22 protein-coding genes and 3 pseudogenes are annotated in these 22,400 nt (G+C 62.7%); 10 read left to right on the top strand and 15 right to left on the bottom strand.

All coding sequences use genetic code 11. From position 1 onward, the window contains the following. Positions 1 to 73: 73 nt before the first annotated feature. The 7 genes and pseudogenes from Q1A87_RS24245 to Q1A87_RS17920 all read left to right on the top strand — a co-directional run. Positions 74 to 982 (top strand): annotated as a pseudogene (locus tag Q1A87_RS24245) (GAF domain-containing sensor histidine kinase); the annotation flags it as partial. Positions 983 to 1,249: 267 nt separating this feature from the next. After that, a pseudogene (locus Q1A87_RS17895) lies at positions 1,250 to 1,427 on the top strand (transposase); the annotation flags it as partial. 108 nt (positions 1,428 to 1,535) lie between these two features. Continuing rightward, positions 1,536 to 2,750, top strand: a complete 1,215-nt coding sequence (locus Q1A87_RS17900; RefSeq protein ID WP_299654423.1) for a zinc-dependent alcohol dehydrogenase — start codon at positions 1,536 to 1,538, stop codon at positions 2,748 to 2,750. Between the two features lie 52 nt (positions 2,751 to 2,802). Further along, complete coding sequence (locus Q1A87_RS17905; protein ID WP_299654426.1) at positions 2,803 to 3,921, top strand: L-dopachrome tautomerase-related protein; 1,119 nt, start codon at positions 2,803 to 2,805, stop codon at positions 3,919 to 3,921. 321 nt (positions 3,922 to 4,242) lie between these two features. After that, positions 4,243 to 5,127, top strand: a complete 885-nt coding sequence (locus Q1A87_RS17910) for a GDSL-type esterase/lipase family protein (RefSeq protein ID WP_299654429.1) — start codon at positions 4,243 to 4,245, stop codon at positions 5,125 to 5,127. Between the two features lie 61 nt (positions 5,128 to 5,188). Continuing rightward, positions 5,189 to 6,277 carry a catalase family protein gene (locus Q1A87_RS17915; RefSeq protein WP_299654432.1) on the top strand — a complete coding sequence of 363 codons (1,089 nt, stop codon included), beginning with the start codon at positions 5,189 to 5,191 and terminating at the stop codon, positions 6,275 to 6,277. A 248-nt stretch (positions 6,278 to 6,525) separates the two neighbouring features. Further along, positions 6,526 to 6,801 (top strand): hypothetical protein, encoded by a 276-nt coding sequence (locus Q1A87_RS17920; RefSeq protein ID WP_299654435.1) that lies wholly within the window; start codon positions 6,526 to 6,528, stop codon positions 6,799 to 6,801. A gap of 191 nt (positions 6,802 to 6,992) precedes the next feature. On the opposite strand, the gene Q1A87_RS17925 is transcribed toward Q1A87_RS17920, so the two are convergent. The 10 genes from Q1A87_RS17925 to Q1A87_RS17970 all read right to left on the bottom strand — a co-directional run bounded on the left by Q1A87_RS17925 (position 6,993) and on the right by Q1A87_RS17970 (position 16,323). Further along, positions 6,993 to 7,382 carry a response regulator gene (locus tag Q1A87_RS17925; RefSeq protein ID WP_299654438.1) on the bottom strand — a complete coding sequence of 130 codons (390 nt, stop codon included), beginning with the start codon at positions 7,380 to 7,382 and terminating at the stop codon, positions 6,993 to 6,995. 1 nt (position 7,383) lies between these two features. After that, positions 7,384 to 8,523, bottom strand: coding sequence for an HWE histidine kinase domain-containing protein (locus Q1A87_RS17930; RefSeq protein WP_299654441.1), 1,140 nt, complete (start codon positions 8,521 to 8,523; stop codon positions 7,384 to 7,386). Between the two features lie 147 nt (positions 8,524 to 8,670). Next, complete coding sequence (locus Q1A87_RS17935; RefSeq protein WP_299654445.1) at positions 8,671 to 9,741, bottom strand: FUSC family protein; 1,071 nt, start codon at positions 9,739 to 9,741, stop codon at positions 8,671 to 8,673. 471 nt (positions 9,742 to 10,212) lie between these two features. After that, a complete protein-coding gene (locus tag Q1A87_RS17940) occupies positions 10,213 to 11,244 on the bottom strand; it encodes a sodium:calcium antiporter (RefSeq protein ID WP_299654448.1) in 1,032 nt (343 codons plus the stop codon). Between the two features lie 830 nt (positions 11,245 to 12,074). Further along, positions 12,075 to 12,956 carry an SDR family oxidoreductase gene (locus tag Q1A87_RS17945; protein ID WP_299654488.1) on the bottom strand — a complete coding sequence of 294 codons (882 nt, stop codon included), beginning with the start codon at positions 12,954 to 12,956 and terminating at the stop codon, positions 12,075 to 12,077. Between the two features lie 696 nt (positions 12,957 to 13,652). After that, entirely contained in the window at positions 13,653 to 14,237 is a 585-nt protein-coding gene (locus Q1A87_RS17950) for a hypothetical protein (protein WP_299654451.1), read from the bottom strand. Positions 14,238 to 14,307: 70 nt separating this feature from the next. Beyond that, positions 14,308 to 15,195, bottom strand: a complete 888-nt coding sequence (locus Q1A87_RS17955; RefSeq protein WP_299654454.1) for a transposase — start codon at positions 15,193 to 15,195, stop codon at positions 14,308 to 14,310. A gap of 44 nt (positions 15,196 to 15,239) precedes the next feature. Further along, positions 15,240 to 15,656: a hypothetical protein gene (locus Q1A87_RS17960; RefSeq protein WP_299654457.1), complete on the bottom strand. Its 417-nt coding sequence runs from the start codon at positions 15,654 to 15,656 to the stop codon at positions 15,240 to 15,242. Further along, positions 15,656 to 16,117 (bottom strand): ImmA/IrrE family metallo-endopeptidase, encoded by a 462-nt coding sequence (locus tag Q1A87_RS17965; RefSeq protein WP_299654460.1) that lies wholly within the window; start codon positions 16,115 to 16,117, stop codon positions 15,656 to 15,658. Before Q1A87_RS17965 ends, Q1A87_RS17960 begins: the two co-directional genes overlap by 1 nt. Before the next feature lie 26 nt (positions 16,118 to 16,143). Then, positions 16,144 to 16,323, bottom strand: a complete 180-nt coding sequence (locus Q1A87_RS17970; protein WP_299654463.1) for a histone H1 — start codon at positions 16,321 to 16,323, stop codon at positions 16,144 to 16,146. A gap of 588 nt (positions 16,324 to 16,911) precedes the next feature. On the opposite strand from Q1A87_RS17970, the gene Q1A87_RS17975 reads away from it, so the two are divergent. The 3 genes from Q1A87_RS17975 (at position 16,912) to Q1A87_RS17985 (ending at position 19,177) form a co-directional block, all read left to right on the top strand. Continuing rightward, positions 16,912 to 17,235, top strand: a complete 324-nt coding sequence (locus Q1A87_RS17975) for a hypothetical protein (protein WP_299654466.1) — start codon at positions 16,912 to 16,914, stop codon at positions 17,233 to 17,235. Next, a complete protein-coding gene (locus Q1A87_RS17980) occupies positions 17,232 to 18,179 on the top strand; it encodes an alpha/beta hydrolase (RefSeq protein ID WP_299654469.1) in 948 nt (315 codons plus the stop codon). Before Q1A87_RS17975 ends, Q1A87_RS17980 begins: the two co-directional genes overlap by 4 nt. 512 nt (positions 18,180 to 18,691) lie before the next feature. Then, positions 18,692 to 19,177 (top strand): DUF892 family protein, encoded by a 486-nt coding sequence (locus Q1A87_RS17985; protein WP_299654472.1) that lies wholly within the window; start codon positions 18,692 to 18,694, stop codon positions 19,175 to 19,177. Positions 19,178 to 19,341: 164 nt separating this feature from the next. Here Q1A87_RS17985 and Q1A87_RS17990 read toward each other — a convergent pair whose 3' ends face one another. The 5 genes and pseudogenes from Q1A87_RS17990 to Q1A87_RS18010 form a co-directional block, all read right to left on the bottom strand. Continuing rightward, positions 19,342 to 20,454: a VWA domain-containing protein gene (locus Q1A87_RS17990; RefSeq protein ID WP_299654475.1), complete on the bottom strand. Its 1,113-nt coding sequence runs from the start codon at positions 20,452 to 20,454 to the stop codon at positions 19,342 to 19,344. Positions 20,455 to 20,805: 351 nt separating this feature from the next. Then, entirely contained in the window at positions 20,806 to 21,135 is a 330-nt protein-coding gene (locus Q1A87_RS17995; RefSeq protein WP_299654478.1) for an ArsC/Spx/MgsR family protein, read from the bottom strand. Positions 21,136 to 21,255: 120 nt separating this feature from the next. Then, positions 21,256 to 21,375 (bottom strand): annotated as a pseudogene (locus Q1A87_RS18000) (IS3 family transposase); the annotation flags it as partial. Positions 21,376 to 21,459: 84 nt separating this feature from the next. Then, positions 21,460 to 21,849 (bottom strand): type II toxin-antitoxin system VapC family toxin, encoded by a 390-nt coding sequence (locus Q1A87_RS18005; RefSeq protein ID WP_299654481.1) that lies wholly within the window; start codon positions 21,847 to 21,849, stop codon positions 21,460 to 21,462. Positions 21,850 to 21,876: 27 nt separating this feature from the next. Continuing rightward, entirely contained in the window at positions 21,877 to 22,143 is a 267-nt protein-coding gene (locus Q1A87_RS18010) for a hypothetical protein (RefSeq protein WP_299654484.1), read from the bottom strand. Positions 22,144 to 22,400: the final 257 nt, after the last annotated feature.

The raw sequence follows: 22,400 nt of genomic DNA on the forward strand, positions 1-22,400 counted from the left end.
GTGGGATATCGAGCGTGTACGATCGATCAGGCAGGTCCCGCTAATTCTCGACGTCTGCAGCCAGGCGACCGGTATGGGCTTCATTGCGATCGCACGCGTAACCGAAGATCGCTGGATCACCTGCGCGTCCAAGGATGAGCTCGAATTCGGCTTGCGGCCTGGCGACGAGCTGAAGGTCGAAACCACGATCTGCAACGAAATTCGGGCCAGTTCCGAGATGGTCGTGATCGACGACGTTCAAGCCAGTCCGACCTTCTGCAATCACCCGACGCCTGCGATGTACGGGTTCCGCAGTTACATCTCGGTGCCGATCAGGCTGCCGGATGGGGCGTTCTTCGGAACGCTTTGCGCGATCGATCCACAGCCGCGCGACTTGTCGACGAACCAGATCATCGGTCTATTCCAGCTTTGCGCCGACCTGATCGGCGCCACCCTCGAGACCGCCGGTCGCCTGACCCGAAGCGAGACGGATCTCGGAAGCGAACGCGAGATCGCACGATTGCGGGAGGAATTCATCGCAGTGGTGGGCCACGACCTTCGCAACCCCATCTCCGCCCTTTCGTCCGGGCTTCGCCTTCTGAAGCGCGGCGACCGCGTCGAGACCGAACCACTCATGCAGGACATGCAGAGCGTGTTGCTGCGCATGTCCTCTCTCGTCGACAACCTGATGGATTTCGCGGCAGGCCGTCTCGGCGGCAAGATGCAACTTCAAACCGAGCAAACGGTCTCGATGCATGAGATCATCGAGGCCGTCGTCTCCGAAGTCGAACTCGCTTCGGGACGCCGCATCGAACTCGATCTGGAGCTTCCGGCTCCCACCAAAGGGGACGCCACGAAGATCGGACAACTCATGGCAAACCTGCTTACGAATGCCGTATCGCATGGTGATCCAACAAAACCGATCGTCGTCCGGGGGAGGACAGGATCGAAAGATGTCTGCATCGACGTTCTGAGCGGTGGCCCCCCGATCCCGGCCACGCTGCTGAATGGAATATTCGACCCCTACGTCCGAGGGGCGAATGTGACTTCCAAAGGGGCTCGGACTGGGCCTGCACATTGCTTCCCAGATCGCGACGGCACATGGCGGCCGTCTTACGGTTGCTGCGGATCCGGATGCCAACCGGTTCTCGTTCCAGATACCGGTTCTCCCGGGCCCGTAAGCACCCCGCCGTCGCCTGCCCGCCTTCGTGCACTCGAACCTCCCCGCACACGCTTGTCTTCGGACAAAATCCCCGCATTCAGTGGACAGACCGGCATCCAGGTGCGGTGCGAAGGCGAGTGGCCTGCGCGCAAACACGGCGGGCCGCGCCGTCGCGTATGGCGCAAAGTGCATCTGGCGGTGGGGCGAGAATACGCTCGAGGTCTTGGCGGTCGAGGTCACCACGAGCGACGTGCCCGTGCTGCCGGACCTGCTCGGCCAGGTCCCCGAAGGGGGACCGATTGGTCCGTAACCGCACGCTTCGTCCGCGTCAGGGAACACCTACGGACGCGAGGGATTTCAGGTCTCGAACCGTTGGCTCAGCGAAAGAGATTGCATGAAGGCCGTAGTCTTTCACGACGTGGGCGACATCCGCCTCGACGACGTTCCCGATCCGAAGATCGAAGCCCCGACCGATGCGGTGATCCGCATCACGACTTCAGCCATCTGCGGCACCGACCTGCACATGGTCCGCGGAACCTTCGCGGGCATGAAGCCGGGCACGATCCTCGGCCACGAGGCCGTGGGCATCGTCGAGGAGCTCGGCCCGATGGTGCGGAACTTCGAGGTCGGCGATCGGGTGGTGATCTGCTCGACCATTGCCTGCGGTGCGTGCTCCTATTGTCGGGCGGGATGCCACTCGCAATGCGACAACGCCAACCCGAACGGCAACCGCGCGGGCACGTCGTTCTTCGGCGGTCCGGAGCCGACCGGGCCCTTCAACGGTTTGCAGGCTGAGAAGGCGCGCATTCCTTTCGCTCACACCACGATGGTCAAGGTGCCCGATGAGGTCACGGACGATCAGGCGATCCTGACATCCGATATCTTTCCGACCGGATATTTTGGTGCCGATGCCGCCGACATCGAACCCGGCGACACAGTTGCGGTCTTCGGCGCCGGGCCCGTGGGACTTTTCGCCATCATCTCAGCCAGGCTCCTCGGGGCCGGACGGGTGATCGCGGTGGACGAACACGATGATCGGCTGGCCAAGGCACGCGAGCTTGGCGCCGGGACCGTCAACTTCTCGAAGGAGGACCCTGTCCAGACCATCGTCAAGATGACCAACGGCATCGGCGTCGACCGGGTCATCGATGCCGTCGGCGTGGACAGCCAGCACGCACATGGCGGCCCGGCCGAGGAGGAGGCGGAGAAGAAGTCCGAGACTTTCGCCGCCCAGGTCGACCGGGTGGCGCCCGAGCAGAACGTGCAGGGCGATCTCTGGAAGCCGGGCGACGCGCCAAGCCAGGCGCTCGAATGGTCGGTGCAGGCGCTGGCGAAGGCCGGCACCCTGTCGATCATCGGGGTCTATCCGCCGACGATGCAGAGCTTCCCGATTGGCGAGGCCATGAACAAGAACCTGACGATGAAGATGGGGAATTGCCCGCATCGCCGATACATTCCTTACCTCCTGGATTTGATCCGGTCGGGCACAGTCGATCCCGTCAAGGTGCTGAGCCAGGTCGAGCCGATCGGGACCGCGATCGAGGCATTCGAGACCTTCGACAAGCGCGCGCCTGGCTGGATCAAGGTCGAGCTCGAGGCTGCGGAGTAGGTGCACGACCCGCTTTCTTGTAGATCCGGGCCCGGCGATCAGGAGACGTGACATGGCGACCATTTTGCGCCTTGAAGGCTTTCTTGCCACCTTGCTTTGCCTCAGCACGGCAACGCTATCGGCAGCGCAGGAGGCCACCGCCACGCCGCCCGAGCTGACGGAGGTGGCGCGTTTCGATCATCAGGTGACGGGCGTCACCGTCAGCGCGGACGGGCGCATCTTCGTGAACTTCCCGCGCTGGACCGAGGACGTGGACATCTCGGTGGCCGAGCTCGTCGACGGCGCGCGGCAGCCCTATCCGAACGCGGAATGGAACGGCTGGAGCAATCTCGAGAGCGCCGAGGTCTCGGCCGCGGACCACTTCGTCAACGTGCAGAGCGTCGTCGCGGACGGCGGCGGCAGCCTCTGGGTCCTCGACCCCGCCGCGCCCGCCACCGGCTTCATTGTCGAGAACGGCCCGAAACTCGTGCAGATCGACCTCGCAAGCGACGACGTCGTCCGCGTCATCGCCTTCGGCCCCGACGTCGCGCCGCAGGGCAGCTATCTCAACGACGTGCGCTTCAGCCCGGATGGCGGGCACGCCTACATCACCGATTCCGGCCCCGCCGACGCGCTGATTGTCGTCGATCTCGAAACCGGGACGGGGCGGCGCGTCCTCGAGGATCATTTCTCGGTCGCCGTCGATCCGGACGTCACCGTTACCCATGCGGGCGAGCCCGTCCGCCGGCCCGACAATCGCGGCGCCGCCTTCGCGGCCGACAGCATCGCGCTGTCGCAGGACGGGGAGACGCTGTTCTGGAAGCCGCTCACCGGCACGACGCTCTACTCGATCGCGACCGAAATGCTGGACGACCCGAGCCGCTCCGTGGACGAGGTCGCGGCGGCAGTGCTCGACCGCGGCGAGGTCGGCGTCACGGATGGGCTCTGGATGGACGGTGCGGGCCGCATCTACCTCTCGAATGTCGAGGACGACGCGGTCCGGCGTTGGGCGGACGGGGAGGTCAGCCTCGTCCTGCAGGACGACCGCCTCCGTTGGCCGGACACGTTCAGCGAGGGACCGGACGGCACGATCTACGTCACCACGTCGCGGATCATGGACATGCCTTGGTACAAGCCCGAGAACTCGCGGATCGTCGCAACGACCCTTTGGTCGTTCGAGCCGGAGAATTGACCCTGATACATCCGTTTGAGGACGTGAACTGCAGCCCGGTTGGAACGGAGCAGATGCACGCCAGCCGTGTTCGGGGCAGATCGGAGCGACCGTTCCGAAGTTTAGGCAGGGGAGGAACGCCCTGAAGGGCAGCCTCGGCTGCGCGAAGCAGGATACGAAACGCAACGCAATCTACATTTTCAACCATCAAGCCAAAGGTCAAATTCTATGTCTTCATCTTTCCTGTTCCGTCTTCATTCGTCCAAGCATTCGAGCGCAGGCATTCTCACCCTCGCAGCGCTTGCCGGACTTGGTCTCCCAGGCGGGGCGTCCGCGGCCCCCGTGCTCTACGGGCTCGGCGACTCGGTGACCTTCGGGGAGGACGACCTCCGCTACGAGCCCTCGGACGGCGACCGCGGCTATGTCGGCCGCTTCGCCGACGCGCTGGCGGCGCAAGAGGGGGAACGACCGATCGTGCGGAACTTTGCCATCGACGGCGAGACGGCGTCGAGCTTCATGACCGGCAATGGACGCACGCCGCCGGTGGTGGTCCGTACCGATGCCATCCTGGCCCTGCAGAACACCAATTACAGCGAGACCGGCGGCATCCGCACGCAGGAGACGCAGTTCCGTCAGGCAGCGGCGCAGGATGCGGCCGCGGGCAACGACATCGTGGGCATTACGGTCACGCTCGGCTTCAACGAGCTCGCGGCATTGGCCAGTCTCCCGACCGACGAGGCCCTGGCGCAAATCCCGGCGACGCTCGACGATTACGAAGGGAACTACCGCTCCGTCCTTTCGACGATCCGGGCGGAGGCGCCCGACGCGCCGCTCTACCTGCTCGGCTACTACAACCCGTTCCCGGCCGATCCCGACAGCCCGGCGGCGCCGATCTTCAACGAGGCCGGCACCGACCTCAACGGCATCATTTCGATGCTCGCCGGCGATTACGGCGCGTCCTTCGTCGACGTGGCCCCGGCCTTCGTCGGCAACGAGGCGGAGTACACCTTCCTCGATGATCAGCCGGCGGGCTTCGTGATCAACGGCCCGTTCGGCGGCGTGGAACCCATCGGCAACGTGCATGCCACCGATGCCGGCTACGACGCCATTGCGGGCGTGCTTACCGCGCAGGTTGCCCCGGTCCCGCTGCCGGCGGGCCTGCCGCTCTACGCAGCGGGCCTGCTCGGCGCCGGGCTTGTCCTCCGCCGGTCGAAGCGGCGCACCTGAGACGCGTTACAAACTTTGAGCGGTGTCCGTGCCCGGGCACTGGGAGGAAGGGAGCGATTGCATGAAAGAGCCCGTGCTCTACAGCGAAAACCTCGAGACGCCGTCGGCAGACGAACGCGAGACGATCGAGGAACTGAATGCCACTTTCGACACCATCCTCGATCGCGTGGCCGAGGACGAAGGTCACGCCTACCGCTCCGTTCACGCGAAGAGCCATGGCCTGATCGAGGCGACAGTGACGATCCCGGATGATCTTCCGCCCGAATATGCCCAGGGCATCTTTGCGCGGGGCGGCAGGTACGGTGCGATCCTGCGGATCTCGACCAATCCCGGCGATATCCTTGACGATTCCGTCTCGGTTCCGCGCGGGCTCGCATTGAAGGTCCTTGATATCGAAGGAAAGCGGCTGCCGGGCTCGGAGAGCGCGCGGTCGCAGGACTTCGTCATGGTGAACGGCCCGGCCTTCTCGGCCCCGGATGCGGCAGGGTTCCTGAAGAGCCTGAAGCTTCTGGCCAGGACGACCGACCGCGCAGAATGGGCGAAGAAGGCGCTGTCGACGGTGTTGAGGGGTGTCGAGAGCGGTCTCGAGGCCACGACCGGGCCGAGCGCGAAGATCGAGACCCTGGGTGGCGCGCCCAACGTTCACCCGCTGGGCGAGACATATTTTACGCAGACCCCGTACCGCTTCGGCGACCATGTCGCCAAAGTGCAGTTGGTCCCGGTTTCCGATAACCTGACGCGACTGACCGGCGAGACCGTCGACACCTCCGGCCGCTCCGATGCCTTGCGGGAAGAGATCGATGCGGTCATGCAGGCGGAACCGTCGCGATGGGAATTGCGGGTCCAGCTTTGCCGGGACACCGAGGCTCAGCCTGTCGAGGATGCCTCCGTGCCGTGGGACGAGGACATCTCGCCATTCGTCACCGTTGCAACGGTCGACGCAGGTCAGCAACCTGCCTGGACCGAAGGGCGCGCGAGAGCCGTTGACGACGGGATGCGGTTCGCGCCCTGGATCGGGATCGAGGCGCATCGACCACTCGGCTCCGTGAACCGGGCGCGCAAGGCGACCTACGACCATTCGGCCGCGTTCCGCTCGCGGGTAAACGGCTGCCCGATCCATGACCCCCGGAAGGCAGCGCTTCCGGCGTAGCGGCAATTCGTCCGCGCTTCGTTCGCTCCGATAAGCCGCCCGACCTGGAGCATGCCAAGGCTTCTGCCGGGCAATACGCCTGCCTCGGCGAAACGACGTCGGCTTCTGGACGTCGTGTCGAACATGGCGCCGCGTCTGCGGCCAGAGGAGATCCGTCGTGTCTGATTTCGAGCAGCCAGCCTGACGGCCTTTGCGCTGAACTGTTCGTTGCGGCCCTCCGGCCCCGATCAGCCAGTTCCAACACGCGGATGATCGGCGATCTGATGGATGCCATGCGCCCGCACGGGGCCCCAGGAGAAATCGAGCGGGTCGCGGATCACAACGTGATGGCGGGTGTTTTCGCCGACATGGGGGCGGGGAACGATTGGCCAGAGCTGCGCGCGCGCCTTCTGGCCATCGAGTTCTTCAGTCTCGGAACCCCGATCCGGTTTGGCCAGCCTTCGGGCATGGCCTATCGCGCACTCGAACCGATGGATGATTCCACGGGGAGAAGGCGGGGACATTTCGGTCAGTCGGCGGGCTGACTCTCTGGTGGACTGGCCGAGAGAGCCGGGGACCGAACGGACCATCTCCGCCGGCCATGATCTCGAAGGCGGCGTGGCGTAGATCGCGGATCACAGTCAGATGATGACCACCGGTTTTCAGATAGCCTGGTCGCAAGGCGCTGGTTACGCGGCTCACGCAAAGATCGCCGCCATGTCCATCCGAGCCGCTTTCACCGGGACATGTTCGCCGGAAGCAGGGACATCAGCGCTTGCCTGAGCTTCGTCTCGTCGACGGGCTTGCTCAGCATCGGCGCATCTTGAAGGGCCCCGGTGAGATGGCCGCGCTGATACGCGGTCAGGATCAGGAACGGGCACCCATCGGCGCGGAGCACGGCCGCGATCGGCTCGGAAGTGCCGCTGGCCAGCTGGACGTCGAGGACGGCGCAGTCGGGTCGATCGTTCGCGACCAGCTCCAGGGCGGCTGCAGCGGTCGCAACCGGTCCCAGCACCACACAGCCCCATTCCTCCAGAATATCCCGGATATCCAGCGCGATCAGCCGTTCGTCCTCGACCACCAGAATCCGGCGGTCGGACAATTCGCGGGTCGGGTCATTCGGCATGTCATGCCTCGGCAGCAGGGAACGTCAGATCGTAACGTAATCCATCTGGGCCGTAGACCAGTTCCGCCGTGCCGTTCAGTTCGAACGCGACGACGTCCTCGAGAAGCCGCGTGCCGAATCCCTTGCGTTCCGGCGGCGTTATCGCGGGTCCGTCCTGTTCCCGCCACGTCATGGCCAGCCGACGGATGTCACCGTCCGAAGTCTCCAGATGCCAGTCGAGGCCCACGTGTCCTGTCGGAACGCTGAGCGCGCCGTACTTCGCGGCATTCGTCGCCAGCTCGTGAAGAACCAGGCCGAACATCCGGGCCTGTCTGGAATCGATGTCGATCGACGCCCCGCGGATCGCGATCTTGCCAGGGTCGTCCTGCCGGTATGGCGAGAGGATCTCGTTCGCGAGCGTCAGCGGATCCACCCGCTCTCCGGAACTCTCGAACACGAGGCTCTCGGCCGTCGACAAGGCCTGCAGCCGGTCGATGAATGCGGCACGGTACTCTTTCGCATTGCGGCCTTGCGTCGATGTCTGGGAGGCGAGCGCACGGACGAGGCCGAGAAGGTTCTTGACCCGGTGGCCGAGTTCCCGGGCGAGCACGCCCTGTTCGCGCGCCGTACGGTGCAACTCGTCGTGGGTCCGGACCCGCTCGATCGCGGCGGCGAGCAGGTTTGCGTAGGTTCGCAGAAAGGCGACGTCGTCCTCGCTGAAGTCGCGCTTCTCGCGGGCATCGACTTCGAGAACCCCGAACGGCGCCGCGTCCCCGGCGATGACCACGTTGACCATGCTCTTGACGCCGTGCCGGAGGAGAACCTCCGGTACGTCGAAGCGCTCTTCCGCGTCGAGATCGGACGAGACGACAGGCTGCTCCGCCGCAAGAGCATATCCCCCGGGCGAGCGTTCGTAATCGCCGAACGTCTCGTGACCGACGACGCCGGGCTCCCAGTTGACGCCGCTGCGCAAAAGCATCTCGCTGCGCGCGGGATGATGCTCGAGCACTTTCACGAGCGGCACCCCCATCGCGTCGGAGACCAGTTCGGCGGCGCGATGAAGAAGCTCGTCGATCTTCTCGCAACGAAAGGCGAACAAGCCGAAATCGGCAAGCGCCGCACGTTGCGATCGCAGTCGTTCCTTCGACGTCCTGGCGTCCATGTCTGTCATCCGTAGGTCACTCCCCTGACCAGCCTGTCGGAGCGTCGCTATCCGGAATTGGAGATCGCCGGACCGCCCTGAGGCTTGGGAAAGAATGAGACGTCGGTTTGCCGGTTGCAAGTTTGCTCCGGTGTACGGCTGCGTGCCCTAGGACTTGCTGCCTTCGTCCGGACCGGGCCGATGCATCAACGCCTTGCCCAGGGCCAGTAACTGCCGCTCCGTCTCGTCCACCCCGAAGGCCGCGGCCTGCAAGGCCCGGGCCTGCAGCGGCCATTCCGACGCCTCCCGCCTGGCCAGTTCCGCCAGCCGCAATCGCGCCCGCCGGGTCGCTTCGCAGAGTCCGTCCGAGGCTGGCGCAGCGGCCTCGGGCGAGGTTGCGATCTCGATGAGGCCGGTCAGGTAGTCCGCGGCCTGCCGACGGACCTCGTCCGCCAGGGGGCGCAGCTCTTCGAGGGTGTTTTGGCTGATTTCCCGCCGCTCCTCCCGCACGGCGCGGTCGAGCACGATGAGCGCGTGCCAAAGCGACTCGACCCCCCGCACCGCGTCGCGCAGGCCGGCCCCGGAGCGCAACCGCGAGGAGAACCGCGTCTCCCGGACGCGGGCCCGGGCCGCCTCGAGATGCCCCAGGAACCGCGAATGCACCGCGTCCCGCTCGTGGTGGTCGTCCGTCGTCACGCCCCGGTCGATGAGTTCGAGCAACTCGCGGCAATCGTCGAGCGCGTCGCCCAAGGCAAGCTCTACCCGGCGCCGGCTCCGCATTGGCCAGACGAGAAAACCGGCGGCGGCGCCGATGATCGTTCCCGTGAAGATCGCCATCATCCGGCCGATCGTGTCGGCCAGTTCCGGCATCGGCTGGAGCGACAGGATCGCGGCCGTCACGGTGGCGTAGCGCAGGCTCGGCCGGACCGTGACGATCATGTTCGTCACGACCACCGCCGGGATCAGGCCGAGGATGACCGGCCCGCCGAGCGCGTAGGTCGCGACGAGTCCAACGAACGCGCCGATCGTGGCGCCGGCGAGCCGGCCCATCGCGTTCCTGTAGGTCAGGTCGGAGCTCACGCCGATGGTGAACAGGACCGAGATGATGCCCCAGGACAGATGCACCGGGGCGATCCGGTCGATCAGCAGATACGCGGCAAGCGTCGCGGCGCCGGTCTGCAGCGCGACGCGCAGGACCTGTCGCTTCTGCCGTCGCAAGTCGGCGGCGGCGGCTTTCACTATCCTCGATATGAACAGAACGACCGCTTCCGTTGATGAACCTGGTTCGGAGCCCACGTTGCAGCGTACACCGCCGGCTCCGAACGCACAGATGCGGTCCCCCGGTTCCCGGGAAAGAACCGGTTCGAGCGAACGGAAAAAAGTCTTGGCTCCGGTTGGCGACCTCGCCGAAGCAGCTGTTCGCACGTCATGTGGCGGATGGCCGGGAGCCCGCCCCGATCGAAGTCGCACGCCGACTGTTTGGCCGCTTCGTCCGACCCTCGTTTGGAAGCGCTCCGCACGACGGGTCAGCGTGCTCGGGGGATCGACGGCGCCGCTTCCGTGTGGCGGGCGCGTTCGGCGACCCGGGGATGCGGACGCAAAGCCGGCCACGCATCGCCCCGATCGGTCGGGCACGGGTTGCGCTCGGGCATCGGCCGAGCCGGCACCTTATGCTTCGACAGGGCGGCGCCACGGTCGCGGAACCAACGCTCACACGAAGAGCAGCGCCACCGAACCGGCATAGAGCAGCAGCACGAGCGCGCTCTCGAAGCCGATCTTGCCGATCCCGAATTTCTCCCGGCGCAGCATCCCTAGCAGCAGCACCGCCGTCATCAGCATCGCGATCAGGCCGGTGGTCCGGTCCTGGTCGGTCATCGCCTCGTAGATCGAGCCGTCATAGGCGAAGTCGGCCACGCACAGGAACATCACCTCGAAGGCGTTGCCGCCGATCACGTCGCCCACCGCGAGGCTGACGGCGCCTATGCGTACGGCGGCGATCGCGGTCACCAGTTCGGGCAACGAGTTCGCGACGGCCGCGAAGAGGGTGCCGACGGCGGATTCCGATAGCGGGGTCTTGTCGACCAGCGCGATACTGGACTCGCCGATGAAGTAGCCCGCCGCCGCGGTCACGCCGGCGTAGAGAAAGAACCGAAGCCAGAGCGATCGGTCCGAGGTCGCGTTCTCGCTCTCGTCGGGATCCGACACTGTCTCGCGCGTCTCGTCGGTCTGCACGGGGTTCCACATCGGCTCGTCCTGGATCCGGGCGAGCAGCTTGAGCCCGAAGCCGTAGCCGACGGGGATCAGCAGCGAGGCGGGATGGATGCCCCAGACCGTGATCGGCGGCTGCACGGATGCAATGAGCGGCACCGCCAGCAGCGCGACCAGCAGCACGCCCTGCGCTAGCCCGGTTGTGCTGGCCGCTGCGTGTTCGAGGTTGGCGCGTCGGTAGAACAGATCCGCCACAGCGATGAATGCCGTTTGCGCGGTGAGCCCGCCCAATGCGTTGCCGACCGCGAGGCTCGGCGCGTCCTGGAGCGCGGTGGTCACCGAGGTGATCGCGCCCGGTAGCGAGGTGGCAGCGCCGACGAACAGCGCGCCGGCGATGATCTCCCCCATTCCCGTCCGGTCGGCCAGCTTGTCGGCGACCAGGGACAGCCGCCAACCGGCCACGCCGATGCATCCAGCCGAGACGGCGAAGATCGCGACGACCAGCAAAAGCGATGCATCTGCCAGTCCAATCATGGTGATGCCCGCCTTCGATCCTGTGACACCGGCTGCGAATGTTTGGCGCCCAACCGGACCAGCATTGCACATGAGTGAGCCACCCAGGTCGGTTGCAAGTCTGGCTGGTTCCCGAGCGCCCTAACGGCAGGCCCCGGCTCCATCAAGAACGAACGCAACGATTCAGGCCTGCATGACCATCTACTCATTCAGACGGAATTGTCGGATGCAGCCGCTCGGGCCACCGCAACGAACGATCATTCCGTCCCGCGCCGCGGTCGTTCGAAAATGGCGCAGCGTACGGCTGCACTCGATGGTAGTGACTAAAACCGAAAGATTTAGGCAGTCCCTGAGAACACTATTCTGAACCATTGTCGTTCTTCACGGATGAGTTGAGCAGATCGTCATAGGCAGTTCAGTGGGTGGTCGAACCGCCCCCTATTTCGCCCGGACAGCCTGGCATGATCATTGAAGGCCCGGTCGCGGACGTCCTGTGCCGGGTTGTGCGACCGGCGAAGCGGCCTATGACCGAAAGGAACCTGGGAAATGTCCAGGCAGGCGAGGCCGTTCAGACGATTATGTTCGGTCTGAACGAAGTCGAATGGTGATTGCTGGCTCCGGGCAAGGCGCTATCGCCGCGGCAGATCGGGATTCACCCGAAATTGTTCCGTGCCAAGTGCTGGATCGGTCCAGAGCGGCGTCGCGTCCCCGAAGGCAGGCCGGCGGTCCTCGGGGTTAGCGGCGGCATCGCCGCGGCTGGACACTTCCGGCGGCCGACCGTGACGCCCGAAGGGAACGATCACCGCCTCCGGCCCCTCCAGGGAGCCGGAAGCCGCTACGATCCAAGGCGATCAGCCTGCCGGCTGCGGATCGCCGCCGGTCGCCCCGAAGACCTGGCCTGTCGAATAGCTGAACGCGGGGTCCGCAAGCGCCACGTAGAGCGGGGCGAGTTCCACCGGCTGTCCGGCGCGCCCGATGGGCGTGCTCGCACCGAATTGCGGCAGGTTCTCGGGCTTCTGTCCGCCGGATACCTGCAAAGGTGTCCAGATCGGGCCCGGTGTCACGGCATTCACCCGGATGCCGCGCGAGGCGAGGTTCTTCGCCATCGTCGTGGTGAACGACAATATCGCCGCCTTGGTCATCGAATAATCGATCAGGATCTCGGGCGGGGACGCTGCGACCTCGCTTGAGGTGTTGATGATCGCGGCGCCGGGCCGGAGATGCGGGAGGGCCGCCTTCGTAAGCCAGAACATCGCGTAGAGATTGGTCTTCATCGTCTGCTCGAACTGCTCGTCCGACAGGTCCTCGAGCCCCGGAACCCATTGCTGATAAGCGGCATTGTTGACGAGGATATCGAGCCCGCCGAGTTCCTCGACGGCGCGCTGCGGCAGGCCGGTGGTGTAGCTCTTGTCGCGCAGGTCGCCCGGAAAGGCTGCAAACGTGCGCCCCTCGTTCTCAACGACCCTCCTGACGTCCTGGGCATCCGGCTCCTCGGCCTCGAGATAGCAGATCGCGACATCCGCGCCCTCTTTGGCGAAGGCGATCGCCGCCGCACGGCCTATACCGCTGTCGCCCCCCGTGATGAGGGCGCGCTTTCCCTGCAGTCGACCGGTGCCACGATAGGTCTCCTCACCGTGATCGGGTTGCGGGTCCATTTCTTGCGCGAGGCCGGGCCAGGGCTGCTGCTGCCGAGGATAGGGCGGTTTCGGAAAATCGGCGGCTTGCGACGTCATCGGCGCTTCGCCACCGCCCGACTGGTCTGTCTGGGCGAAGGCGGCGCCGGTGGCTGCTGCAGCGCCTGTCATTGCGGCCCCGGCCATGAGCGCGCGGCGGTTGGAGTCGAACTCGGTCATCGGTCGTTTTCCTTCTCGGTGGTTCTATTCCGGTCGCTTGACGGAGCTACGAAAGGCAGGCACGGACACAAGCCGGTGGACGCCAACTCACTCTTGCTACTGTCTTTTATGCCGCCTTGCTTGCGTGGTCTGGAACCGCCGAACTGCTTGCGAGGTTCCGCTGATCAGGCGGAAGGGGCATCGGCCGCATCCCCTGAATTCGGGTAGTGTCTCAGTTTGAAATTTCTGCTTCACAGAAGCTACCGGGTCATGCTGACTTGCGGTCAGCGTGGAGAACAAGATGACGATTACCAGTGAGCACGACATAGCCAAGGCGGTTATGCGCATAGCCTCCAGGAAGCCGGACGGCATTGCGACCTTTGACGCATTATATGCTGAAATCCCAAACGAAATTGCTCTAACGAAATCCGATAGGGAGCCATCCCAGACACGGAACGGAGAACCGATGTGGCATCAGATCGTCCGCAACATCAGATCTCACCATGAAGCCGAGGGCAACGCAATCGCCGAAGGATGGCTGACACACGTGCCCCGGGGTGGCTACAAGATCACGGACGCTGGGCGCCGATACATCAGCTAGGAGTACGTAGCCTTGTATCCCGGCTTGAACCACTTCAGTTCGGTTCCGGTGGCGTCTTTATCCCAGACAAACCAAGCATAGGCGGTGGTGCCGGTACCCTTCACAGTGGCCCCCGCCGGATAGAAAGTAATCCTCTCGCTGAAAACCCAGACTCGTGAGGGAGGAGAAACCGAGAATATTGAGCGCTGCCGGTTGGCGCCTTCCAAAAAGGCAAGCCGAAGCAGTAGAGCGAACTTTTTCTTGGCGGCTACGAGCCCGGTTTTTACAAAACCCTCAGCGGCATTGTACGGAGGGTTTGTGACGATGTTGTCGGTGCTCTGCGACGTATTCAAGAAGTCTATGCCGGACTCCCCGAACCCCCGGTCGTAGAGGTCCGAGCTTCTGACTGAGTTTGATGCCTGGGCAAGAACGTCAGACATTGCACCGTTCCCGCAAGCGCTCTCCCATATGTCGCCCTGAAAGGCTTCATTGTCGATCAGGGCATGGGTTGCCCATGCGGGCGTGGGAAAGAAGTCGGGTCCGTCTAAGTCGGCGAACCGCTTCGTCGTCGGCTTGAACCCGCCGTTAAGGTTGTATGTCATGTCCATGTAAATTGAATAACAGAATCAGTAGCTTATTCAAGAGTCCTTAAGTAACTCTAAGGGCTCGATATTATTCGGCGACGCGCTTTTTGTACGGCCCACGCTTCTTCGGCTTCGGCGCGCGGGCGTCGATCAGGCCAACGATCCACTCCATGTCGTGCAGCGTATTGGAGACGCCAGCCGCCATCGCAGGGGTCATGCGGAGCGACTTATGCGTCCGCACAAAATTGTAATGCACGAAGTAGAGCGACAGCATGTGCAGATGGTTTTCCAGCTTCTTGCTGAACCCGTTCGTCAGACGCGTAAAGCGGCGCATTCCCATCCGCATAGTCAGGTTCTGACGCTCGACATGCGACGTGCTCACCAGTTCTTTGATAGGCTGACCGGTGACCAGTTCTTTGCGAGCGCCGGTGCACTCGGCAGGGGAATACTTGCGCTCGTGACCCTTCCGGCCCGTAGGCTCGCCGTAGAGCTTCACCAGCATGGCATAGTCCACGTCAGCGCCGAACGCGCCTTCGACGGCCTCCAGATACGCTTTGTGTCCGTCGGTGGTCAGTTGCACCCGGTTAGCAAGGCGGGCGCGAAGATCGTCCATGAACTCGATTGCCGTCGCGCCCGACCGATCGCCAACTTCAAACGACAGGATCATCTTGCTGTCGCGGTCAATGGCGGTCCAGGTCCACACGTCGCCAGCGCCTTCCGGCGCGGCCTTGGCGGTCGCGACGTTCTTGTCCTTGGCGTAGCAGAACGACCAAATTTCGTCGCATTGGACGTGTGCCGCTTTCACGTCACGGACCGTCTCGTCGTGATAGGCAGCGCAGGCTTCCCCAGCTTCGACCAGCAGCTTGGTAACGGTGTTGATGGAGACGCCGACCGTGCGACTGATCGAGCGCATCGACATGCCCTCGACTAGCATGTTCAGGATCATTACGCGCTTCTGTGTGGGCAACTTGTTCATGCACCCAACATAGGATGCAACGGGTCACTTATCAAGCAAAAAGTTCAGTCTGCTTTCTGACTTGTGATATCACTGAAAAGGTAGCGAACGGCATAAACGGCAAGCCCGACAACCTGACCTAGATTTTGGACCAGCAAGGCGGGAAGTAACCATTCGTATTTTGCAAAATCGAGCTGGCCCTTGCCCACCTTCCAAAGCAGAACGGCTTGAAAAACAATCATGCCAGCTATCGCGCCCATCAATAACCATGACCACTTCTTTTTATGACTGTAGTGATCTCTAATGCCCTTCAGGTGCTCATAAGAGACCTGCGAAGATACCGACGCCTTCGTAAATTTCCTTATATAAGATCGCTCAGCCGTTGATGCTTCTGCGTGTCGGCTAGAAGATTGGCCTATTCCCCGCAGGACATCTTCAGGTTTGATTCGGCCCGTTGGCGGGTTAGTATTTTCTTCTGACATTAAGAGATGTTTTTTACTCGAAACTCCATCATGGTGCGGGAAACACCAAACACAGAGGCCAGAGAACTAACTGGCGCTCCTTTTACGGGGCGCAGCAATCGCTCGGGCACCAAAAGGCACGCAGCGAATTTGTTCGCTTCTTTTTCCTTCGGGTCTTCTCTATTTGGGTCCGAGAACCGTGGAAGAACAGGATATTCGTCGGGATGGGAGCGATAGAAATCCCTATGGAGAAGCCAGTGACCCAGCTCGTGCGCCATAGTAAAGCTCTGCCGTTCCGCGAGATCAAATTCATTCACATAAAGCCGAGCGTTTGCAAAATCGCAGAACCCGGAAACATTCTCCGAATGCCCCCCAAAGTCTTCGAAAATCACATTCACGCCCGACCGTTCAGCGATTTCAAGTACAGGAATGGGTGGAGAACTGTAATCTCGCGTAAGATCGTTGGCAGTGCGTTCTGCCAATCCCCATCTGGGACGAGTTAACAACATCACTCCCACCTCGCGTTTGCGGCCCTGCGGGCGATCTCCTCTCGCTGCTCGGGCGTAGTGCTTTCCTGACGTGCTTTCGCACCCGCCAAACCGCTGTTGCGCTTGGCCGGTTGCTGTAACGTCGTTTCTTCCTGTTCGCCGGTCGCGATCTTGGCAATGTGAACAGCGTTGCCGATCACGTCCGCTGGGCGCCTCTGGCCTTGCGGTCCTCTGGGCATTGGACAGACTCCTTCCGTCGTGCTGGACTGTGACTTCAGCCGCCCAGCGAGCTGCCTTGCAAACGCACGTTAGCACAGATCGGCCAGCGGATCGCGCAAGAGATAGGACCGATCCTCCCGATCGTGTCCCACGAGTTGATGTGTGGCAGTTGCCCATCATCGTCAAGCGCCTGCTAATTTCAAACTGAGACACTACCTGAATTCGTGCTTTGATCGACCGCATCGGGTGCGGACCATTCAATTCCGCATCCACGCTGTCAGACGAATGTTTTTCAATCGTCTGTAAGGTTTAGAGGCGGACGTGTTCTCCGATCCGAAGACCCCGATCCGGTCGGCGGGACCGCTTACCCAAACGTCGCGTTTCCCGGATCGGTGCGAAACCGTGCAATCCCGGCGCTGGCGAGGTCGGTTCTCACTGAAGGGTGGGAGTATCGCGCGCCTGGTGACAGAGCCAAGATGCCGCGTCGGCCTGTCCGGAAGGAGAAGCTCGCGACACGTCAACTGGAAGGCAGACCCGCATCCGTCGTGGCCGCTATTTGGTGAGCGGCAATGGATCGCGCGTCAATTCACGGCTGGGGGGTGAGCAGCGGTCTGGAAGAGCAGGAGGTCGAACTGGTCGTCGAGGGGCGGGCCCTGATCGAAGAGCGTCCGGTCTGGTTTTCCCCAAGGGTACGCTCTACCCAGAACGTCCGGCCGCTGTTCCTTGAGCAAGGCGCCGGTGAGCCGATCAAGCCGAAGGCGATCGACGATAGCGGGAGCGATACGGTCTACGGTTTCGTACCGAGCGAACTCAGCGGGAACAGGACGATTGATATACGGTTAACGCCACGGCGCGCCGATATTCCGGTGCCGAACCATGGGAGAGCCGTATGAATTCGATGACCTGGACCATTCTTGTCGCTGGCGTTGCCGCGACGCCCGTGATCGCGCAAACCGAGGCCGGCGGGACCGATCCCGCAGTGGTGACCGAGATGCTGGAGGTGGCGGCCGTCGATGCGCTGCAGGCGCCATCGGATCGTGTCGGTGAATATTACGAAGCCGCGGACGGCGCGCGCCTCTTCTACGAGGTCGCAGGCGACGGTCCCCCGATGGTGTTGCTTCACGGCTATCCCCTGTCGGGCGCGCTCTTCGCGCGGGTCCGGGATGCGCTCGACGAGGATTACACGGTCCTGACGGTCGATCATCGCGGCTACGGCCAGAGCGAAGCACCGGAGACGCCGGAAGACATCGCCCTCTATGCCGAGGACGCGTTGGCCGTGATGGATCAGGTCGGCTTCGAAACGGCGATCATTGGCGGTATGTCGATGGGCGGCCCGATCACCCTGTCGATGTACGAGACGGCCCCCGACAGGTTCGACGGGATGATCCTGATCGACACGATCGCCGCTGCGGCGACCCCGGCTGAAGCCGGCCTCTGGCAGGGCACCGCCGATGTCGCGCGCGATCAGGGCAAGGAACCGATCATCCCGACCCTCATCCCGGACATGCTGACCGGCGACACCCGCCTCAACGAGCCCGCGATCGTGGATTACCTGACGGCCGTCATGGAAAGCTCGAGCGTCGAAGCCTTCATCGGCGGTGCGGTCGCGCTGGCCGAACGTCCCGATTTCACCGACCTGCTGAGTGATATTGACGTTCCGACGCTCGTTGTTGTCGGGCTTGAGGACTCGCTCTACCCGATCGCGACAGCTCGTGAAATGGTCGAGGCCATTCCGGATGCCGACTTGGCCATCGTTCCCGGCGGCTCCCACGCCGCCGTCTTCGAGGCGGCCGGCAGCGTGGGAAGCGCCATCATGGATTGGGCAAGCGACCGCTAGGCTGCCAGCGAACGGAGGCTGCGATAGCTGGGGCAAGATAAAGGATTGGGCTCGCAGCGGCCGAACAACCGGCCGCAAAGTTGAAGGGGGACCCATCAAAGGGGTCTCCCGGTGCCAGCATCTCGAAAAGCGGTGGTTTCGAAGACATCGGTAATCGATCCGGTAGGGCGGCCGACCCCGTTGCACTGACCGGTCCGTGCAGCAAGCCGGCGAAGAGGCTCGTCGATCCGCTCGCATCGAAAGGCGAACAGACTGAAATTGGCAAGCGCCGCATGCTGCGACCGCAGTTGCTCCTTCGGTGTTTGAGCTTCCACGTCTCTCATCCGAAAATCACTCCTCTGATGAGTCTGTCATAGCGCCGCTGTCCAGAATTAAGGATCACCATGCCGTTCTAATGTGTGCGAAGGACGTGACGTCGACTGGCTGCTTACAAGATTTTCCTGGTGTACGGCTGCGTACTTCTGGGACGCGAACCCACGTCGGCCTGGTGCAAATGAGAAAGGATGACGAAAATGTCGACTCTCAAGGATCTTTACGAGGAAGAGCTGCAAGACCTTTGGTCTGCCAACGACCAGATGGCCAAGGCGGTGTGGAAGATGTCCAGCAAGGCCAGTGACAAGAGTTTGGCCGACAAGCTTGAGAAAGCCAAGGACGGCATCGACAAGCATACCGAAATGCTCAAATCCCTTCTCGATGCGGCCGGCCTCGAGGTTGATAAGGAGCATTGCAAGGGGATGGAAGGCTTGGTCGAGGAAGCCCGGAAGCACGCGCTCGACAGCGACCTCGAGGGCGCGGTGCTCGATGTCGCCATCATCGCCCAGTATCAGCGGATGTGCCATTACGGGATGGCCGGGTTCGGCACGGCCAAGGCCTTCGCCGAGGCGCTTGGCGAAGACGATGCGACGCAGAAGCTCGATCGTGCGCTCGACAAGATCTACGGCTCTGACGAATTCATGTCCGATCTGGCAGAGCGGTCGCGCAACCTCGAAGCGGTCTGACGCCATAACAGACAAGTCCGGGACGGTTGTATCCCATCCCGGGCGTCTTGCGGCGAAGAAAGACCCGAGTCTATCGCCTCCTGTATCGAAACCGATCAGCGGGCGCAGGCAGTAGTATAATCACCCCGGATACTGTCCAAGGTTTGGTGATCAGCTCAGCATCCTCAGCGCAGGCGGTCGTAATCGCCCTCTGCCTCGTCCATCTTTTGCTGGACGGCCGTATTCGCCTCCTCGCGAAGGCCCTCGGCGTTCGCTCGGATCTCTGCGGCGCGGGCCTTGTAGGCCACGTGCGACCTCGCCAGGTCATCACGCAAGGCTTGTTCGGCCTCCGCCGAAATCCCCTCTTCCCGCACCCATTTGCGCACCCGGTTGCCTTCGCGCAAGGACCGGCCTCCAATGCAATTATCCAAGCTTAGCAAAGCACCGAATGTCTTGTTGTTATTCCGGAGTTGGGTGAACGATGCCTGGTTCCGGGTGCGTTGTATTTCGAAGTTGTTCGCGTTGCTCCGTCGCATCTCCTCGATTCTGCGCGCCAAGTCGCTCTCGGACTCGATCGACGCGAACAAACCGCCGCCAGCTGCCGCGACGGCTTCAAGCTGCGCCCGCTCTTCTGCAGGCAGGTCGAGGCCCAGGATATTGACGACCGCACGGACGTCGCTCTCATGAAGTGCGTGGGCCACGGCGACCGGGTCGCCGCCGCAGGTCTCCTCGCCGTCCGACACGACGTAGACGACCTGTTCCCCCGGCGTTTCGGACGCGGCAAGCTCCGCCCCGGCCGCTTCCAGTGCCGCGGCGAGCGGCGTCCACCCGGTGGGCTCGAGGCCGTCCATCCGCTCGCGCAGCGTCGCGCCGTTGCCCGGGGTTTCCGGCACGAGCGTCTCGACCCCTGCGCAACTCTCGCGTTGTCCCGAGTCCTCGTTGTTGCCTCTGTGACCGAAGGCTACGAGACCCAAAGCGACATCCTCCGGCACCCCCTCAAGGAGCGCCCCCACAGCCTGACGTGCGGCTTCCATCTTGGTGACGTTGCCAATGGTACCGGCCATAGAGCCCGAGGCATCGAACGCGACAATCAGCCTTCGTGGCGCAACCGGACCGCTGGTCTTCTCCCCCCTGAACTCGGCATCGCGCAGGGATGCCTCCATCTCCGGAAGATCCTTGAAACAGGCTTCGATGTTCTCGCCCCGCGCTTCGAGAAAGCGGGCAAGCACATTCCCGGTGTCCTGGGCGCTTGCGGGAACAGCCGCGAGCAGAATGGCGGCGAAAAGGGCGTACTTCACGTCGAACCCTGCATGATGTCGTTCGGGACGTCGACCCGGTCTCGGGCAGCATTGAGCCACGCCATGCCAATGACAAGACGCATTTCTTCTCGCTGGCCGGGTAATGTTGGGCCACCTCCGGCCACGGTGCCTCCAATGGAGAGAGCAACGATACCCATCGAGAGATACCACGGACCGCCCGGCAACGAGCCGGGTGTCGCCCTGGCGCGCGGACCCGGGGGGAAAGTTCTGGACGCCTCGCCGACGCACGCCGATCCCGATCCGCAATCTCGATATGCCCCGGGAAACAAGAGATCGTCGAACGGGTGCAGCGTGGCCGGAATGCGGGACCGCGCCTACCGGCGTACAATATCATCGCCGGAGCAAAGCCTCCTGAACAGCCTCGCCCCAGCCCAGATAGTATTTGTTCCCATCGCGGATCACCGGACGCGCCATGACCTTAGGTTGGGCCGCGATCTGCGCCTCTACCTCCGAATTCTTCAGCCAGTCGTTGAGCGCTCGGTAGTCGTTCGACTTGCGATCTACGAGCCGGTCGCCGAACTCTGCCGACAGCTCGGACAATTCTGCCTCGCTCAAGGGCTCCGCCCGGATGTCCCGAAAAGTGACCTCCATGCCTTCGGCCTCGAACGCTTTGCGGGCCTTCTGACACATCGCACAGGTAGGCAAGCCGTAGATCATCATATCGCAATCTCCCCTCGCGCCGATCTTGCAACCTTCTGCATCGCTCCCACGAACGCTACTATTTAACCAATCGACTACACGATCGATGCATGGCCTGCTGCCGGTTCCTTGGGCGGCCGGTTAAAGTAGCAAGGTGCGTACCTCGAACTGAACTGGACTGAGATAACCCAGTTTCGAGTGCCACTGCTTTGGATAGTAGAACCGCTCGATGTAATCAAAGACGTCGGCGCATGCAGCATCGACTTCTAAGAAAGGCGCAAGCTAAAAGTACAGAATATACATAAACTAACTTCTTACGGGTCTTAGTATCATAAGGTTCGCGCCCTATCCGTCGGATCGTGCTTTCCAATCTTCGACCTGAAGGCCTGCTATACCTGCGAAGCCGCTTGCGTCCGACGTGACCACGACAAGCCCGAGCGACAACGCATGCCCGGCGATCTGACGATCGTAGGTTCGGCGTTTGGGCTTGGATAATCCGGCCATCACCGCACCGAAACCTTCAGCCGCCTTGGCATCGAACGGCAGCACCGGGACCAGCGCGAGAAATGGCCTGGCTGCCTCTCGATCTCCATGTCCCGCGCGCCAGCCATGTTCGAGCTCTCCCAGCGTGATCGCTGAAATCACGAGTTCACCGGCAAGACAGGCCTCCATGCGTTCAATCAGGATGTCGTCCGCTCCACGCATGGCGTGAATAAGCACATTCGTGTCCAGCATGTAACGGGCCACAGCCATAGGGCTGACCTATCGATCCGACGGTTCGGACCATTCCCGGGCCTGATGGGCACCCTCGTCGCGCTCGAACCCGTCCATGCCCCGTCCCATCTGGCGGAGCGCCGCCCCTAGACCGGCGAGAGAGCGTCGTACCGGACGCACCACAACCGCATCGCCTTCGCGGGTAAGCTCGACTTCGATATCCTCGGGCCAGGCAAGATCCTTCGGGATCCGAACGGCTTGTGACGCGCCGTTGCGGTAGAGTTTCGTGCGGTGCGAACGATCGAATACAGACATTCCGTGCACAGCCTCCAAGATCGGTTACCTTTGTAGCAGATGGCAAGATAGCCTGTCTATCCTGTCATATATCCTTGCCAAGCACCTTTAGCCAGATGTCAGCTTTGACGGTCACCGCAGCTGTTCTTTTGTACTAAAAAGATAATTTTTAATACATAATACAGCTTACTATCCATATAGTTGTAGCCGCAAAGCTAAACTGTCACCCGTGAGCAAATCAGAAGTGTCACTCTGCCCTGTCTGGACTGGGCTTGGAG

Source organism: uncultured Jannaschia sp., from assembly GCF_947494055.1.
Classification (GTDB): Bacteria; Pseudomonadota; Alphaproteobacteria; order Rhodobacterales; family Rhodobacteraceae; genus Jannaschia.

Coding starts and splice junctions, on each gene's coding strand:
- Q1A87_RS17900 (WP_299654423.1), top strand. CDS start 1,536: ATGAAGGCCGTAGTCTTTCACGACGTGGGCGACATCCGCCTCGACGAC.
- Q1A87_RS17905 (WP_299654426.1), top strand. CDS start 2,803: ATGGCGACCATTTTGCGCCTTGAAGGCTTTCTTGCCACCTTGCTTTGC.
- Q1A87_RS17915 (WP_299654432.1), top strand. CDS start 5,189: ATGAAAGAGCCCGTGCTCTACAGCGAAAACCTCGAGACGCCGTCGGCA.
- Q1A87_RS17920 (WP_299654435.1), top strand. CDS start 6,526: ATGATCGGCGATCTGATGGATGCCATGCGCCCGCACGGGGCCCCAGGA.
- Q1A87_RS17925 (WP_299654438.1), bottom strand. CDS start 7,382: ATGCCGAATGACCCGACCCGCGAATTGTCCGACCGCCGGATTCTGGTG.
- Q1A87_RS17930 (WP_299654441.1), bottom strand. CDS start 8,523: ATGGACGCCAGGACGTCGAAGGAACGACTGCGATCGCAACGTGCGGCG.
- Q1A87_RS17940 (WP_299654448.1), bottom strand. CDS start 11,244: ATGATTGGACTGGCAGATGCATCGCTTTTGCTGGTCGTCGCGATCTTC.
- Q1A87_RS17945 (WP_299654488.1), bottom strand. CDS start 12,956: ATGACGTCGCAAGCCGCCGATTTTCCGAAACCGCCCTATCCTCGGCAG.
- Q1A87_RS17950 (WP_299654451.1), bottom strand. CDS start 14,237: ATGACATACAACCTTAACGGCGGGTTCAAGCCGACGACGAAGCGGTTC.
- Q1A87_RS17955 (WP_299654454.1), bottom strand. CDS start 15,195: ATGAACAAGTTGCCCACACAGAAGCGCGTAATGATCCTGAACATGCTA.
- Q1A87_RS17960 (WP_299654457.1), bottom strand. CDS start 15,656: ATGTCAGAAGAAAATACTAACCCGCCAACGGGCCGAATCAAACCTGAA.
- Q1A87_RS17975 (WP_299654466.1), top strand. CDS start 16,912: ATGGATCGCGCGTCAATTCACGGCTGGGGGGTGAGCAGCGGTCTGGAA.
- Q1A87_RS17980 (WP_299654469.1), top strand. CDS start 17,232: ATGAATTCGATGACCTGGACCATTCTTGTCGCTGGCGTTGCCGCGACG.
- Q1A87_RS17985 (WP_299654472.1), top strand. CDS start 18,692: ATGTCGACTCTCAAGGATCTTTACGAGGAAGAGCTGCAAGACCTTTGG.
- Q1A87_RS17995 (WP_299654478.1), bottom strand. CDS start 21,135: ATGATGATCTACGGCTTGCCTACCTGTGCGATGTGTCAGAAGGCCCGC.
- Q1A87_RS18005 (WP_299654481.1), bottom strand. CDS start 21,849: ATGCTGGACACGAATGTGCTTATTCACGCCATGCGTGGAGCGGACGAC.
- Q1A87_RS18010 (WP_299654484.1), bottom strand. CDS start 22,143: ATGTCTGTATTCGATCGTTCGCACCGCACGAAACTCTACCGCAACGGC.